Genomic DNA, 15,011 nt, shown 5'->3' on the forward strand with positions numbered 1-15,011 from the left:
CACCGGCGCCGACCTGCGACGAGCGCCGAGTCGACCAACGCGCTCGTGCCGGCTACGTCTCGGCGTTGACGAGGATGGCGGTGACCAGCAGGACGGCCACCATCAGCAGCGCTTCGACCAGGACGGTGCGGCGTAGCCGAAGAGTGCCGTCCATCCCTGGGTCGTCGAGCCGGGGCACCACACGCCTGCTGTTGTGGAACCCGACAACGGCAACAACCGCCACCAGGGCAAGTTTGACAAGAAGCACCCGGCCCCAGCTGGTGGTCACGAGATGGACCGGCCGCTCCAGGATCGCCAGGGTCAGCGCGACACCGGCGACACCCGTGAGCGTTACCGCAGCGGTGGCCGGTATGGAGAAGCGCAACGCCATCTCGGCGGCGCCCGTCGGTGCGCCCGTGCGGGCGCGGCCGAGCAGGAGCGCGGCCAGGAGCAGAACCCCGCCGACCCACACTGCGGCGGCGATGGTGTGGGCGACGTCGGCCGCCACGACGACGACCCGAGGTTCCGCGGTGACGGTGTGCCCGTCGAGCAAGAAGGAACCCAGTAGCAGGGCCACGGTGAGACCCAGGAGCACAGGGCGGACCGCTCGCGCTCGCACCCGCCGGACGCCGTCGCCGGTCGTCCCATCAGCGGCAGGCGTCACCAGGTTCCGAGAGTCGGTGGGTATCGCGGCAACGGTCGGAACGGCGTGACGCCCGACCGCGTGTCGACCCCGGATCAGCGCCGCTTCGAGTGAACCCGACACGAGCAGGCCGGCCGCGCCGGTGAACCGCAGGGCCAGACTGGCGGCCACCGGCGTCTGGCTGAGCGCGGCCAACGCCGGGACGCTGGCCGCCGAGGCGAAGGTGCCCTGCTCGCTGAAGACCGCCGCGAGTGCAGCCAACTCAAGGCCCGCTCCGGCCGCCACGGTCAGCCCAGCCGCCCGCACCCATACCTGCACCACCCGGATGTCACTGCGAGTGCCGACCAAGGTGGTCAACGCGAAGACGAGACCACCGACACCGAGCAGGATCGCCGCGTAGGAAAGCCACCGCCCGACGGCGCCGACGAACCGTACGGGCTCCTGTTCCGCATCAGCGGTATGGCCGACGGCGTGTCCGCCGGAGTGGGCGGGTGGCGAGGCCGAGGGCAGGCCATGGCCGGCGTGTCCGTGCGGGCCGTTGGATGCCTGGGGACTGGCGGTCGCTCCGGCCGACGGGGGAGGCGAGGCCACCGCGAAGGTGAGGACACCGGTCAGCGGGTGGGCGTCCGGGGCTGCGACATTCCATCGCAGCTTGAACGTGCCGCCGGTCAGGGGAACGCTCGGGTGAACCAACCAGGTACGGCCACCGTCGGGGGTGTGGCTGGTCACCGGTACGACGTTGCCCGTGCCGTCGGAGAGCTTGAATCCAGCTCCGGTGGGCGTGCCGGCGGCACTGAACGTCAGCCGGATCTCCGCAACGGCATCGACCCGCGCGCCGTCGGCCGGCACAGCCTTCAACAGCTTGAAGTGCGCGGCGGCGGGGGAGGCGAACGCGAGCGCCACGATGAGGGCGGGAAACAGCGCCAGCCACACCCGTAGTGCCCAGAGTGCGGCGCGACGTGCTGACAACTGTTCGGCAGGACCCGATGCGGCGGCAGGCAAGGTCAGGCCGCCCGGCGACGCCGCTGGAAAGGCGCTGTCGATCCTTTCGCCGAGGAGGCGTGGACCCGACGCCCACACATTGCTCCTACCGGATGCGGTCGCCATCCTAGGGCAACTACTACCCACACATAGTAGGGCCGCCAACTGCTGGTGGCTGCTCAGGCGGGAACGCGGCTGCCGGGCGGAGTGAAGGCGGCCAGTACGGTGGCGGTGATGAACGCCGGCGCCTCCTCCATGTCCAGGCGGCCGGCGTTGATCTCGTCGGCGGCATTGTGCATCACGCTGTGCATGACGCCGACCAGCCAGGGAGTCGAGAGGTCGCTGCGGAAAATTCCCTCCTCCTGGCCGCGCCTGACGAGGCCTTCGACGCGCTCCACCGGCCCGGCGTGCAGCTCACGGATGCGGCCAGGTGGAAGAACCTCCTGAGCCGCCAGCAGGAGGGACCGGGACTGGTTCACCAGTAGCCAGCTGGAATGGATCAGCCGGGTGAGTGCCTGCCTCGGGTCGCCGCTCAGGTCGACCGCGTCGAGGGCGCTGTGGCCCTCGTCGATGGCCCGAGCGAGCGCCGCCTGAACCAGATCGGCGCGGTTCGGGAAGTGACCGTAGAGCGTGACCCTGCCGACGCCCGCGGCTTTGGCGATCTCGCTGACGCTGGCCTCCGGGTTGCGGCTCAGGGCCTTCACGGCGGCCTCAAGGATCGCCGCGATGCTGCGCTGCGCATCGGCCCGCCTGCCCGGCGTCTTCGCCTGCCCCGTTGCCGCCACCCGGACTCCCTTGTCGAACACTGCTGTACGAGTTACTGTACCCGACACAACTCAAACACAGCTGTTCGAATTGGGGGCCACTCCGTGTCCGCTCAGGCCGTCGACCAACCCGACACCTTCGCCGCCGACCCACGCCGCTGGCGCCTGCTGGCACTGCTCGGCGTCGCGCAGTTCATGCTCATCCTGGATGTCACCGTGGTGGCGATCGCGCTGCCGCACATCGGCACGGACCTCGGCCTGGAACGCGACACACTGACCTGGGTCGTCAGTGCGTACACCTTGATGTTCGGCGGCCTGATGCTGCTCGGCGGGAGGGCGGCCGATCTCTTCGGCGCCCGCCGCGTGGTCCTGCTCGGCCTGCTCGTGTTCACGGCCGCGTCCCTGGTCACCGGTCTGGCCCCGGGTGCCGCTCTGCTGATCGGCGGCCGAGTCGCGCAAGGTGTCGGTGCGGCGTTGCTGTCGCCTGCGGCGCTGTCGGTGGTCACGAGAACCTTCCACGGGAACGAACGCAACAAGGCCCTCGGCGTGTGGTCCGCGCTCGGCGGCGGCGGCTCGGCGATCGGTGTTCTGCTCGGCGGCGTACTGACCGCAGGCCCTGGTTGGCAGTGGGTGTTCTACATCAATGTGCCCATCGGCCTGATCGTGCTGGTGGCACTGGCCCGGATGCTGCCGGCGCACCTGTCGCCGGCAACCCGGGCACGTCTCGATGTGCCAGGCGCCATCCTCGTCACCGCCGCAACCGGCACGGCGATCTACGCGCTGATCAACGCCGGCGACCGCGGCTGGTTGACCGCGACGACCCTCGGGACGCTGGCCGGTGCCGTCGTCCTCTACGTCGTGTTCGCCGTCGTGCAACGCACCGTGCGCTCACCCCTGATGGACCTGCGGATCCTGAGCCGCCGGCCGGTTGCCGCCGGCACGTTCCTCATCCTGGCAGCGACGGCTCTGATGATCGCGGTGTTCTTCCTCGGGTCGTTCTACCTGCAACACCACAAGGGTTACGGGGCTCTGCGCACCGGGCTGCTGTTCCTGCCGGTCGCCCTGGCAACGATCGTCGGAGCCCAGGTCGCCGGTCACCTCATCGGCCGCCTCGGTGCCCGGCCGGTCGCCGCCGCTGGCCTTGCGATCGCCGCGCTCGGCACCGCGCTCCCCGCGTTCTGGGACAGCGCGGCTGCGATGGTGACCGGGATCAGCGTCGGCGCAGCGGGCATCGGCGCCGCCTTCGTTGCCGCCTCCACAACTGCCCTGGCACAGGTCGCTCATCACGAAGCCGGACTGGCCTCGGGTCTCCTCAGCACCTTCCACGAGTTCGGCGCCGCCCTCGGCGTCGCAGTGGTGTCCAGCATCGCGGCGGCGAGTATCGCTGGCAGCAGCAGCGTCGGCTTCACCCGTGCCTTCACCTTCGCTGCGGCGACGGCCGCTGCGGCGGCGGTCGTGTCGCTGCTCATCGTCCCGAACCTGAAGCCACCCACGGGTGCGAAGGCCCATGCGCACTGAACGGACTCCGCCGCCTGCCCGGAGCGCCTCTTCGGGCCGCTGTGGAACCGAGGACCGTCCGGTGGTGTCGCGTGCTGCTGCCGGCGGCTTCGGGCGACCCGGATCTGCGGCATCGTGCTCAACCAGCTCTGCTGGCGGTGCTCGTTAGCCTGACCGACGTGATCGGATTCAACTGGGCCGTGCTGTCAGCGGTGCGCGACGCGAGGCCGGACGCGGTTCCGGAGATGGTTCGGCACGCCCTGCGGGTCCTCGAGGACCTGCTGGAAGAGGTTGACCACGCCTGAACCTTCACACTCGTGGACGGCCCGCTGACCGACGACGACGTCGTCACCTCGGTGAACGCGCTGCTACCGCGGCAGTGCCGGGTCTCGGGGCTGGAGTCGGTGAGTTCCTGGTCCGCCCTGGTTCGCGAGGCGCTGCCGGGGTTGTTCGTTCCGACTCGGCAGCCGCGCGCCTGGGCCGAGCAGTCGCCGGCGCGGGACCTGGCCGAAGCGCTCACGGAATGGGCTGTGGCCCTGATGGGGCGGCTCTGGGCCGACTCCGCCGAGTCCTGGGCGCTTACCGTGGACACCGAGGACTGGTACGAGGCGGCCTACGTCGATCTCGTCGTCCGTGAGGGCGACCGCATCTGGCTGCTGCACCTTGGCGTCAGTGACTGACCCTGTGTCGGCGGCAAGCCTTGGCGCCCAAGGGGGTTCTCGTCACGCCGCGTTCCGCCGTCGGGTCACAGACCTTGCCGGGCAGGTGTTCGTGAGCCCGCACCAGCTACCCGGCCGTGCGGATGACCGAGGCCGGCTGGGCGTGATCACGCCCAGCCGGCCCCAGTCCCACCGATTCGGCCTGACCCATGTCACCTGCCGGTCCGAGTCGGAGTCGACCGCCGGCGGGCCGTTCAGCGCCAGGACGGCCGGTAGTCGTAGTGGGGCAGAAGCCGCGCGCTGAGTAGCGCCGCCCCGAGCACGATCGACACGGCCGGCAGCACCGTGTGGACGGGATAGCCGGGGCTGGCGCCGGCCAGCCCGATGAACGCGGCGCAGACGGCCGCCGGTGCGTGCGGCGCCCCCAGCAGCAGCATGGCCACCACCGAGGACACCGCCGCCGCGGTCGCGGTCCACACCGAAGGGCCCACCGCGGCGGTGATCGCCACCGCGATCGGGGCGCAGGAGGCATAGCTGAGCAGCACTGCGGCGGGTCGGGCAAGCGGCGCGCGGGGCGCCATGGCCAGGACCGCCGCCGACGCGACGAAGGGCAACGCGAATACGTCCAGACCGGTCAGCTGTTCGGTGATGGCGAGCAGGGCCGCCGCGCCGAGCAGCATGCTGCCCGCGCTCAGCGCGACGACCCAGGCCTCCCGCCGGCCGGTTCGTGACCGCAGGGTGGCGGAGGACACGGCTCTACCGCGTCCGCCGCAGGAAGGCGCGGATCAGGTCTGCGATCTCGTCGCCGTGGGTCTCCAGCGCGAAGTGGCCGGTGTCCAGCAGGTGGATCTCCGCGCCGGGCAGATCCCGGGCGTACGCCTCGGCGCCGGCGGAGCCGAAGATCTCGTCGTGCCGGCCCCAGGTGACGAGCGTGGGCGGCTGGTGCTGACGGAAGTACCGCTGGAAGTCGGGGTAGACGTCCAGGTTGAACTGGTAGTCCCAGAAGAGCTGCAGCTGCACCTCCCGGTTGCCGGGCCGGTCCAGGCCGGCCTGGTCGAGCAGCCACGTCTCCGGGCCGATCCGGTCGAGGCGGTCAGCGGGCACGCCGTGGGTGTACTGCCAGCGGGTCGCTTCGGCCTCCAGCAGTCGCCGGACCGCGGGCTCGTGGGCCTGGCGGTCCTTGGCGTGCTCGAACAGGACTTCCCAGAACGGCGTGAAGCCCTCGGTGTAGGCGTTCCCGCTCTGGCTGATCAGCCCGGTGACCCGCTGGGGGTGGCGGCTGGCGATCCGCAGGCCGATCGGCGCCCCGTAGTCGTGCAGGTACAGGGCGAACCGGTCGATGCCGAGCGTGTCCAGCAGACCGAGCGTGATCTCGGTGAGCCGCTCGAAGCTGTAGTCGAACCCGTCCACTGGCGGTGCCGAAGACTGCCCGAAGCCGACGTGGTCAGGGGCGACGAGGTGGAACTCGTCGGCCAGTGCGGGGATCAGGTTGCGGAACATGTGTGAGCTGGTGGGAAAGCCGTGCAGCAGCACCAACGTCGGCCGGCTCGGATCTCCGGCCTCGCGGTAGAAGACCTGCTGGCCGGCGACGGTGACCAGGTGATGACGGGTGGCGAAAGGGGACATGCCGACTCCTCGACAACCTGGAGAACGATCGTTCTCCGACTGGTTGCTACCGTAGGAGAACGACGGTTCTCTGCGCAAGGGACTTTGACATGGACCACACGACGGCCGAGGCCCGTCTGCTCGACGCGGCCGACACGCTCTTCTACGACCGAGGCATCCAGGCGGTCGGCATGGACGCCATCAGGGCCGCCTCCGGCGTCTCGCTCAAGCGCACCTACCAGCTCTTCCCGTCGAAGGAGCACCTGGTCGAGGCGGTGCTACGGCGGCGCGACCTGGCCATCCGCGCGGAGCTGGAGGCGTACACGTCGGCGCGGACCAACCCCACCGAGCGGATCCTGGCGGTATTCGATTACCTCTACGAGTGGTTCGGCCAGCCCGACTACCGAGGGTGCGCCTTCATCAACTCGTTCGCCGAACTCGGCGCCGCGTCGGAGAACGTCGTCGAGATCGTCCGTACCCACAAGCGGGCCTTCGCCGACCACATCGCCGCCCTGGTCGCGGACGCGGACCAGCCTCCGGCGCGCGCCGGGCAGCTGCTCATCCTGGCGAACGGGGCGATGGTCACCGCGGCAATCGCCGGCAGCCCGGAGCCGGCCCGCGAAGCCCGCGCAGCCGCGCGGCGCCTGCTCGACGCGGACGTCCCGGACTGACCGTCCCGCCGAACGAAACGGCGCCGCCGTCGATGTGGTCCATCAACGAAAGCGGGTTGCCGGTAGCCGCCGCTGGACGCGTTGGCCGCGGTGGGAGCGGGAGATCGTCCACGACGAGCAGACCGCTGGCGCGGCAAGGGCTTCACCCGGGAACCAAGGCCGGCCCGGCGGCGATCCGTGGCTACGACGAGAAGGTCGCCGGCGGGACCACGGCCACGGTGAAGGTGGTGCGGCCGGGCCTGCTGGTGACGGGGTCCGTGCCGGTCAGGGTGCGAGCTCGTCGACCACGCTGGTGCCGCCGCCCGGACGCGACTCCCACTCCCACCTCTCGTCGAGGCGTAGCCGCCCGTGCGGCATGACGTGGATGGTCGACACGCAGTGGCCGGTGGAGGTCTCGCCGCTGTCGTTGAGTTGGACGTACCGGATGTCGAGTGTGTCGCCGGTGCGGGTGCCGACGAGGAAGCCGCGACGTATGCCGCCGCCGTGGTAGGTCGCGTGGACCTCACCGTCTCGTTCCTGGTACTCGAAGACCGTGTCGGCGCCGATCTCGCCGCCGACGTTCGCGACGGCGGCGAACCGGCGGCCGTGCAGGGAGGGTGCGGTCATGTCGTTCGTCCTGTCAGTCCGTGGTCGTGGAGGCCGTGCCGTCGCTGCCGCGACGCGGGGTGTGTGAGCGCGCGGTACGGAGGAGGGCGAGCGCCGCCTCTTTGGCGACGCGGGCGGCGTCGGCGTCGCCGTGATGGTCGGCGAGGATCGTGGCGCCGGTCCGGAGCGCCAGCATCTGCTTGGCCGTGCTGACGGGGTCGGTCACGGCGGCGCGACGCGCGATGTCGATCAGGACGTCGAGTTGGCGGTCCAGGTGCTGGCGGGCCACCGCGCGTGCGGGGCCGTCGTGGTGCTGGGTGGCCGCGTTGAGGATGGCGCAGCCCCGGAAGGTGGGTTCCCCGTGCCACCGCTGGAGGGCGTCGAAGACGGCGGCGAGCTGGTCGAAGGGGTCGTCGCCGGCCGCGGCCACGGCGTCGTGCACCCAGCGCAGGATGCGGTCGCTACGGGCCTGGAGGACCGCGCGCGCAAGTTCTTCCTTGGAGCCGAAGTGGCGGTAGAGCGTCTCTTTGGACACGCCCATGGTGGCGCACAGCTCGGCCACCCCGATGCCGTCGAGGCCGCGCTGATAGAGCAGGCGGGTGGCCGTGCGCAGGATCGCCGTGCGGGTGTGCGCCGGGTCGAGCGGGGTGCCTTTGGGTACGGGCATGACTGTGATCATACCGATCGGTTCGATCTTCTGTTAGCTTCCTTCGAACCGATCGGTTCTATGTATTGGGGCGACCATGACCGTTGACTTCCTGACGACCGATCCGCTGGCCACGGTGAGCCCGCCGGCCGCCACCCCGGCGGTGACGTTCGCGAGCGGCGGCGAGACGCTGCTGGGTGTCCTGCACGTTCCGGCCGGCTCTGGTCCGCACCCGGTCGTGGTGCTGCTGCACGGGTTTCCCGGCAACGAGCGCAACTTCGACCTGGCCCACGCGCTGCGTCGGGCCGGCTACGCCACGCTGGTGTTCCACTACCGTGGCTCGTGGGGTGTGGGCGGCTCCTGGTCCTGGCAGGCCGTGCTCGAAGACGCCGCCCGGGTGGTTGCCGCCGTACGCGAGGACGCCACCTCTGTCGCCTACCGCCTGGACCCGCGGCGGCTGGCCGTGGTCGGGCACAGCCTCGGTGGCTTCGCGGCGCTGATGACCGCCGCCGCGGACCCGGCGGTGGGAGCCGTCGTCTCGGTCGCCGGCTTCGACTTCGGCGTCGCGGCCGCGGCCCTGCGGGCGGATCCCGCCCTCCGGTCGGCGTACGTGCAGGCGTGGGACGCCGAGTTGCTGCCGTTGCGGGGCACCAGCGGCGAGGCGCTCGTGGCGGAGATGGAAGCCGCCGGTGACGCCTGGCGCCTCGACCGGCTCGCGCCGCGCCTGGCGGACCGGCCGGTGTTGCTGGTCGGGACCGGCCGGGACGCGGTCACTCCCGCCGAGGTGCATCACCGGCCGCTGGTCGAGGCCTTTCAGGCGTACCCGGTGGTCCGGCTGGAACACCGGCTCTTCCCGACCGACCACGCGCTGTCCGACCACCGGGTGGCACTGGCCCGCACCATCGCGGACTTCCTCGACCTGCACCTGCGGACGCCTGCGTGACTGGGCGGGGGTGGCGGTCGGCACGCCTCACGCTGGGCACCGCGTCGGCGCTCGGGCTCGGCCGCTTCGCCTACGGGTTGGTGCTACCGGCCATGGCCGAGCAACTGCGCTGGGACCTGGCCCGCGCCGGCGCGATGACCACCGCCAACGGGCTCGGCTACCTCGCCGGTGCCCTGGTCACCACCGCGCTGGCGCGACGGCTGGGCCTCGGGGCGACGTTCCGACTCGGCATGGTGCTGTGCGCCGTGGCCCTCGCGGTGACGGCCGTCAGTGCCCACGATGCCGCGTTGCTTGCCGGCAGGGCGCTGGCCGGCTTCGCCGGAGCTCTGGCGTTCATCGCCGGCGCGGTCCTGGCCCCGACCACGGTCTATTTCGCCGGAACCGGGATCGGCATCGTGGTCAGTGGAGCGGCCATCCCGCCACTGTTGGACCAGCATCCGCAACGCTGGCCGCTCGCCTGGGTCGGTCTCGCGGCCGCCGCCGGGCTGGCGGCGGCGGTGAGCTGGACCGCCGCCCGACCTACGACCACCGTCAGCAGCGGGCGGCCGGCCGCCCCCGTCGGTCGGCTGTGGCCGGTCGCGTTCGTCTACCTGCTGTTCGCAGCCGGCTACCTCGCCTACGTCACGTTCCTGTCGGTGTACCTCGACGATCGGCACGCCTCGACGACGCAGACGGCCGTCACCTGGATCCTGCTCGGCCTCGCCGTCATGGCCGCACCGAGCGCGTGGCGACGCCCAACCGGACACTGGCCGGGCGGGCGGCTCCTCGCCGTCCTGCTGGGCGTCGTCGCGTGCGCCGCCGCGCTCGTGCTGCTCATGCCCGTCCCGGCCGTCGTGATCGTCTCCGCCCTCGCCTACGGCGTGACCTTCATGGCCGTGCCGGCCGCGGTCACCGCGCTCGTCCGTGCGGCCACGCCGCCGGAGAAGGTGACCGGCACGCTGTCGACCTTCACCGTCATCTTCGCGGTGGGGCAGATGGCCGGCCCCTGGCTCGCCGGAGCCCTGGCCGACCACACCGCCCCTGGCGCCACCCTGGGCTGGACCGCCGCGCTGTGCGGCACCGCCGCGATCCTGGCCGCTACCGCCGTGAGACCGCCGCCTCGATCCTCGACGCGACATTCACCGGTCCGGCAGGACGTCGAGGGTGCGGCCCTGACGGACCGGTGACCGGGTTCAACCGACGCCGACGATCCCCGCGCCCACTCCGGCCGACCCGCGCCCTCCTCGCCGTAGCGCGCGTCGTGCTCCGCCACCGGATCAGCCATGCCGACCGACCCCTGGTGATGAGTTGTCGCGCCCGCACCCGTCACACCTACGACGGGACACGACGAGGCGGAAGGATGACGTGATGAGTGCGGGCATTCGGCTGAAGGAGCTGGGCGTGAGCGGGTTGGGCGAGGTCGACGAGCCGGCGTTCTCGGGACTGGCGGAGCGGCACCGGCGGGAGCTGCACGTGCACTGCTACCGGATGCTCGGGTCGTTCGAGGACGCCGAGGACACCGTGCAGGAGACATTCCTGCGTGCCTGGCGGCGGCGGGAGACCTTCGAGGGGCGGTCGACGTTCCGGGCCTGGCTGTACCGGATCGCCACCAACGCCTGCCTGGACCTGCTCGCCAAGCGCCGCCCGGAGCCCGCGACCGGCGGCGAGGTGCTGTGGCTGCAGCCCTACCCGGACCGGCTGCTCGACGAGCTGCCCGCGGGCGACGCGGACGAGCCGGAGACCGTCGCCCTCGCGCGGGAGACGATCGAACTGGCGTACCTGGTCGCGGTCCAGCACCTCGCGCCGCGCCCGCGGGCCGTGCTGATCCTGCGGGACGTGCTCGGCTGGCCGGCGAAGGACGTCGCGGAGCTGCTCGGGGACACCGTCAACTCCGTGAACAGCGCGCTGCAGCGGGCCCGCGCCGGCATGCGGGAGCACCTGCCCGCCGAGCGGCAGGACTGGACCGGCGGCGAGGATGACGCCGAGACCCGCGAGCTCGTGCGCCGCTTCACCGACGCCAGCGTGGCCACGGACATCGGCCGGCTCGCCGCAATGCTGCGCGACGACGTCCGCTGCTCGATGCCGCCCACGCCGGGCGTGTACGTCGGCCGCGACGCCGTGGTGAACAACTGGGTCGACGACGGCTTCGAGGGCATGACGGGTCTGCGCGCCGTCCCCACCTCCGTGAATCGGCAGCCCGCCGTCGCCTTCTACCACTGGCGGAAGCGGGAGGGCGCATACCTGCCGCTGACGATCGACGTCCTGCGCATCACCGGTGGGGCGATCACCGAGATCATCATCTTCCACGACGACCAGTTCCCGCGGCTCGGGCTGCCGGAGCGCCTGCCGGCGGACGGCACGGAGTAAGCCCGGGGCGCACGCTCGCGCTGCGCGGCGGCGCGCGCGTCGCAGTGGTCGCGGCACAGTGCTGCGACGCGTTCGGCGTCGTCACCCGCGGGCGGGTGCGGCTGGAACTGCGCGACAGCGAGCCCGGCCCGGTCCTCGGACGCGACGCCGCGTTCTGGCTCCGCGGCACCGGCGTCCGCGCCCTGCCGAACCCCGGCCGTCGCAGGGCCAGGGTGCGCATCGTCGCCGCGTCACATGCCAGTCAACACACCCCTACGCCAGTTACCGAATACTGGAGGAACGACATGACCAGCATGAACGACACCGGGGGCATCGCGGGTCCGGCATCGGGCCAGACCAGCCACCGACTCCGCAGGCTCGCCGGCACCGGCTTCCTCGCCACGCTCGCGGCGATGGTGGCCACCACCCTCGCTGCTGCCCTTGCCCAGGCCGTTGGTGTCGACTTCGAGGTTCCCGATGGCGGCGAGACCATCCCGCTGTCCGGGTTCGCCGTGGTGACCGGCTTCTTCTCGGTCATGGGCATCGTCATCGCTGTCGCTCTTCGTCGGTGGAGCGCTCGCCCCGCCGAGCGATTCGTGTGGACCGCAGTGTCGCTGACCGCGATCTCGTTGGTCCCGCCCCTCCTCGCCGGGGCAGACACCGCCACCACCACCGCCCTCCTCGGGCTACACCTCGTCCCTGCGACGGTGATGATCCCCACCCTGGCGCGGAGCCTCCGCACCCGGACCGACTGACGACCCCGCAACCCCGTTCCGGCAGTGCTGGCGAGTACGAGCTCAGGCAGGCGGCGTGACCGGGGGCCGTAGGCCGAGCCACTGCTCGGCGTCCCAGGCGTGGAACCTCTCCACCTCGGTGAACCCCAGCTTCGCCGCGAGGCGCATCGAGCCGACGTTGGCGGTCTGGGTGGTGAGCACCACCGGCTCGCCGGGAAGGACGCCGTCGAACCAGTCGAGTGCCGCCGCGCACGCCTCGGCGGCGTACCCGACGCCCCACGCCCGCGGCAGGAACAGGTAACCGAGATCGGCCTTCCCCTCGGCGGCCGGGCGGCGGTGCCCGGTTGCTCTCCTGAGCAGGATCTGGCCGATCATCGCCCCGTCGAGATCGACGACGAGACTCCCGGGCCACCGCCCGGGCGCCGCGGGCAGCTCGCGCTCAAGCTCGTCACGCGGCCGGGGGCCGCCGAGGTAGGTGTTCACCTCCGGCGACGCCAGCAGCTCGATGAACGCCGGACGGTCCCGGGCCTCGGCCGCGCGGAGCACGAGCCGCTCGGTCCGGATCGGCTCCGGCGGCCAGGCGACGGGTCCGAGCTCAGTCATGCCGGCCAGCCAATCAGCAGACTCGGCAGCGATCAAGAGTCGCGGCGAAAGGATGCGCCGGGCGAGGACGGGAGGTGCCGAACCCGCCCATTGATCGAATTCGCCGTCCGTTTCTCGCCAGCGGCGACGGATCGTCCGCTGGCACAGTTGCCGCCATGCATCGCGTCGTCGAACCGCGAGTGCTCTACTTCGGCACTCCGGTCGTGTTGATCAGTTCATCCAACGAGGACGGCTCGGCCAACCTCGCGCCGATGTCATCGGCGTTCTGGGTGGGGTCGTCCGGCATGCTCGGCCTGGACGAGACGTCCCAGACGACCCTCAACCTTGCCCGCACCGGGGAGTGTGTGCTCAACCTCGCCCACTCCGGCCTCGTGGCCGCCGTCGACCGGCTTGCGCTGCTGACCGGGACGCGGACCGTCCCCGACCACAAGCTGCGCAAGGGGTACCGCTACGAGCCCGACAAGTTCGGCGCCGCGGGCCTGACGCCCGTGCCGTCGGAGAAGGTGGCGCCGCCTCGGGTCGCGGAGTGTCTGGTGCACCTCGAGGCGGTGGTGAACCGGATGCATCCGTTCGGCGAGCCGGGCTCCGGCGTCGTAGCGATCGACGTGCAGGTGGTGCGGGTGCACGTCGAGCAGGATCTGCTCGTACCCGGCTCCACCCGGTACGTCGACCCGGACCGGTGGGATCCGCTCATCATGAAGTTCCTGGAGTTCTACGGCGGCGGCCACAATCTCCACCCGTCCCGACTGGCGGAGGGCTGGGGAGCGCCCCGTCGCACCCAGGTCGCCGAGCGGTGATCGAGCCGCCGTACCACGTCGCCATCCTGCAGTGACCCGGACCGGCGCCGATGCCGACGGGTACGCCGCGACGCTGGCCCGCATGGTCGAGCTCGCCGAGCGCCGGCCCGGATACCTGGGCCGGCGCTCGGCCACGACGGACGACGGCGACGAGTTGACGATCGTCTTCTTCACCGACGACGAGGCGCTCCGCGCCTGGCACGACGACCCGGAGCACCGCGCCGCCCAGCACCTCGCGCGCGAGCGTTGGTACGAGCGCTACCAGGTGCACGTGGCGAGGGTCGAGCGGGCCTACCGGTTCCAGCGGTAGGACTTGTCGGTGCGCTGTTTGTTCCAGACCTGGGGCCGGCGTAGCGGGGGTTGATCAGGATCGTCCGCACGGCGGTCCCGGACCAGGCGAGCCCGTCTCGGTCGCCTGGTCCGGTTGGCCGCTCGACGCGCCGAAGCATCCGGATGCCTGGCGAAGTCGCGTGAGGGAACGACGGCTCAGCGGACCGGCACCGGCTCGGACGATGGCCGCCACTCTCGCCTGATCAGCCCGTAGACCCACGAGTCGGAGACCTCGCCGTTCACGACGCAGTCTTCCCGCAACGTCCCTTCACGCACGAACCCGAGCTTCTCCAGCACGCGGGAAGAGGCCACGTTGCGCGTATCGGTCTCAGCCTGGACGCGATTCAGGTCCAGCGTGTCGAATCCCCACCGCAGCAGAGCGCGCGCGGCCTCCGTCGCGTAGCCGTGGCCCCACGCCGCATCGTCGAAGCAGTAGCCCAACGACGCGCTGCGGTAGTCCGGATTCCACCGGCTCAGGCTGCACCAGCCGATGAACGCCCCGTCGGAGTCACGATCCACGGCCAGCCTCGCCCCGGTGCCCTCCTCTGCCATCTGCCGGCAAGCCGTGATGAACCGCTCGGCGCGCACGCGATCGCTCCACGGTGGCGCGTCCCAGTAGCGCAGCACGTAAGCGCTGCTGTGCAGCGCGAAGAGGTCGTTCGTATCGGCGTCGTCGAAGGGACGCAGTCTGAGGCGAGTGGTGTGCAGCGTGGGGGTGGGCAGCGACATGGGCGTCATGTCCCTCCTGTGATTGGTGGCTCGATCAACCAGACATTCGGTGCTGGCCACTCGCAACGGGTTTTCGCGGCGGGTGGGCGAACGACCTGCTCGCTCATCGGCAGGTCCGGATGTACGCACCAGGGCGTTCACCTTCGTCGCCGGTATCGGGCCGGCCCATACGCTCGTTCGCGCCCGCTCATGAGCGACCGCGCGCGGACCGTTGCGTGATGCAGACCGGGGCGCGGCCACCTCGCCGCTCGCCCCGGCTCAGGCCCACGGCGGCGGCTCGCAGCAGGAAGCACCAGAAGTCCCTGTGAGTTCTGCGCTTCAGCGGGACACCGATCCTGGCGCGGCGAGCGATCTCTCCGCGGCTGATCCCCAGATCCTTGGGTGATGAGCCGTTCGGGGAGACGGGGCACGGGGCCGCCGAAGGTGACCGAAAGCTGGACGGGCCAGGGGCTTTCGGGAGGGGGCGAGGCGAACAGTCGCCAGCATGAGTCCCGCTCCAGGGCGAGCCGGTTGCGCCGGC

The 15,011-nt window shown here is 71.3% G+C and carries 18 protein-coding genes; 10 read left to right on the forward strand and 8 right to left on the reverse strand.

The annotated features are described in order from the left end of the window. Positions 1-52: 52 nt before the first annotated feature. Together IEY96_RS24550 and IEY96_RS24555 are read right to left on the reverse strand one after the other, a co-directional pair. Positions 53-1,555: a copper resistance CopC/CopD family protein gene (locus tag IEY96_RS24550; RefSeq protein WP_229791860.1), complete on the reverse strand. Its 1,503-nt coding sequence runs from the start codon at positions 1,553-1,555 to the stop codon at positions 53-55. 227 nt (positions 1,556-1,782) lie between these two features. Next, on the reverse strand, positions 1,783-2,409 hold the full coding sequence (locus IEY96_RS24555) for a TetR/AcrR family transcriptional regulator (protein WP_229791861.1): 627 nt from the start codon (positions 2,407-2,409) through the stop codon (positions 1,783-1,785). 63 nt (positions 2,410-2,472) lie between these two features. On the opposite strand from IEY96_RS24555, the gene IEY96_RS24560 reads away from it, so the two are divergent. The 3 genes from IEY96_RS24560 to IEY96_RS24570 all read left to right on the forward strand — a co-directional run bounded on the left by IEY96_RS24560 (position 2,473) and on the right by IEY96_RS24570 (position 4,544). Beyond that, complete coding sequence (locus IEY96_RS24560) at positions 2,473-3,885, forward strand: MFS transporter (protein WP_229791862.1); 1,413 nt, start codon at positions 2,473-2,475, stop codon at positions 3,883-3,885. A gap of 71 nt (positions 3,886-3,956) precedes the next feature. Beyond that, a complete protein-coding gene (locus IEY96_RS24565; RefSeq protein ID WP_189197184.1) occupies positions 3,957-4,169 on the forward strand; it encodes a hypothetical protein in 213 nt (70 codons plus the stop codon). 12 nt (positions 4,170-4,181) lie between these two features. Continuing rightward, the gene (locus IEY96_RS24570; RefSeq protein WP_189197185.1) at positions 4,182-4,544 is read left to right on the forward strand and encodes a hypothetical protein; all 363 of its coding nucleotides are present in this window, start codon (positions 4,182-4,184) and stop codon (positions 4,542-4,544) included. A gap of 233 nt (positions 4,545-4,777) precedes the next feature. On the opposite strand, the gene IEY96_RS24575 is transcribed toward IEY96_RS24570, so the two are convergent. Continuing rightward, positions 4,778-5,275, reverse strand: coding sequence for an HPP family protein (locus IEY96_RS24575; protein ID WP_189197186.1), 498 nt, complete (start codon positions 5,273-5,275; stop codon positions 4,778-4,780). A gap of 4 nt (positions 5,276-5,279) precedes the next feature. Continuing rightward, complete coding sequence (locus IEY96_RS24580) at positions 5,280-6,149, reverse strand: alpha/beta fold hydrolase (RefSeq protein WP_189197187.1); 870 nt, start codon at positions 6,147-6,149, stop codon at positions 5,280-5,282. Positions 6,150-6,238: 89 nt separating this feature from the next. On the opposite strand from IEY96_RS24580, the gene IEY96_RS24585 reads away from it, so the two are divergent. Continuing rightward, complete coding sequence (locus tag IEY96_RS24585; RefSeq protein ID WP_189197188.1) at positions 6,239-6,799, forward strand: TetR/AcrR family transcriptional regulator; 561 nt, start codon at positions 6,239-6,241, stop codon at positions 6,797-6,799. A 264-nt stretch (positions 6,800-7,063) separates the two neighbouring features. Here IEY96_RS24585 and IEY96_RS24590 read toward each other — a convergent pair whose 3' ends face one another. Both IEY96_RS24590 and IEY96_RS24595 read right to left on the reverse strand, forming a co-directional pair. Further along, positions 7,064-7,405, reverse strand: a complete 342-nt coding sequence (locus IEY96_RS24590; protein ID WP_189197189.1) for an avidin-fold protein — start codon at positions 7,403-7,405, stop codon at positions 7,064-7,066. A 13-nt stretch (positions 7,406-7,418) separates the two neighbouring features. Next, a complete protein-coding gene (locus IEY96_RS24595) occupies positions 7,419-8,051 on the reverse strand; it encodes a TetR/AcrR family transcriptional regulator (protein ID WP_189197190.1) in 633 nt (210 codons plus the stop codon). Between the two features lie 76 nt (positions 8,052-8,127). Here IEY96_RS24595 and IEY96_RS24600 point away from each other — a divergent pair, with 76 nt between their 5' ends. The 4 genes from IEY96_RS24600 to IEY96_RS24615 all read left to right on the forward strand — a co-directional run bounded on the left by IEY96_RS24600 (position 8,128) and on the right by IEY96_RS24615 (position 12,053). After that, positions 8,128-8,973: an alpha/beta hydrolase family protein gene (locus tag IEY96_RS24600; protein WP_189197191.1), complete on the forward strand. Its 846-nt coding sequence runs from the start codon at positions 8,128-8,130 to the stop codon at positions 8,971-8,973. Further along, positions 8,970-10,139 (forward strand): YbfB/YjiJ family MFS transporter, encoded by a 1,170-nt coding sequence (locus IEY96_RS24605; protein WP_189197192.1) that lies wholly within the window; start codon positions 8,970-8,972, stop codon positions 10,137-10,139. Before IEY96_RS24600 ends, IEY96_RS24605 begins: the two co-directional genes overlap by 4 nt. A gap of 181 nt (positions 10,140-10,320) precedes the next feature. After that, positions 10,321-11,319, forward strand: a complete 999-nt coding sequence (locus tag IEY96_RS24610) for an RNA polymerase subunit sigma-70 (RefSeq protein WP_189197193.1) — start codon at positions 10,321-10,323, stop codon at positions 11,317-11,319. A 95-nt stretch (positions 11,320-11,414) separates the two neighbouring features. Continuing rightward, a complete protein-coding gene (locus IEY96_RS24615; RefSeq protein WP_229791863.1) occupies positions 11,415-12,053 on the forward strand; it encodes a DUF6069 family protein in 639 nt (212 codons plus the stop codon). Between the two features lie 42 nt (positions 12,054-12,095). On the opposite strand, the gene IEY96_RS24620 is transcribed toward IEY96_RS24615, so the two are convergent. Further along, a complete protein-coding gene (locus IEY96_RS24620) occupies positions 12,096-12,635 on the reverse strand; it encodes a GNAT family N-acetyltransferase (protein WP_189197194.1) in 540 nt (179 codons plus the stop codon). Positions 12,636-12,709: 74 nt separating this feature from the next. Between IEY96_RS24620 and IEY96_RS24625 the strand changes: the two genes are divergently transcribed. Next, on the forward strand, positions 12,710-13,432 hold the full coding sequence (locus tag IEY96_RS24625) for a flavin reductase family protein (RefSeq protein ID WP_373293639.1): 723 nt from the start codon (positions 12,710-12,712) through the stop codon (positions 13,430-13,432). A gap of 31 nt (positions 13,433-13,463) precedes the next feature. After that, positions 13,464-13,742 (forward strand): antibiotic biosynthesis monooxygenase family protein, encoded by a 279-nt coding sequence (locus IEY96_RS24630; protein ID WP_229791864.1) that lies wholly within the window; start codon positions 13,464-13,466, stop codon positions 13,740-13,742. A gap of 176 nt (positions 13,743-13,918) precedes the next feature. Here IEY96_RS24630 and IEY96_RS24635 read toward each other — a convergent pair whose 3' ends face one another. Then, positions 13,919-14,491: a GNAT family N-acetyltransferase gene (locus IEY96_RS24635; protein ID WP_189197195.1), complete on the reverse strand. Its 573-nt coding sequence runs from the start codon at positions 14,489-14,491 to the stop codon at positions 13,919-13,921. Positions 14,492-15,011: the final 520 nt, after the last annotated feature.

It is taken from the genome of Micromonospora fulviviridis (genome assembly GCF_014648395.1).
In the GTDB taxonomy this organism is placed as follows: Bacteria; Actinomycetota; Actinomycetes; order Mycobacteriales; family Micromonosporaceae; genus Micromonospora; species Micromonospora fulviviridis.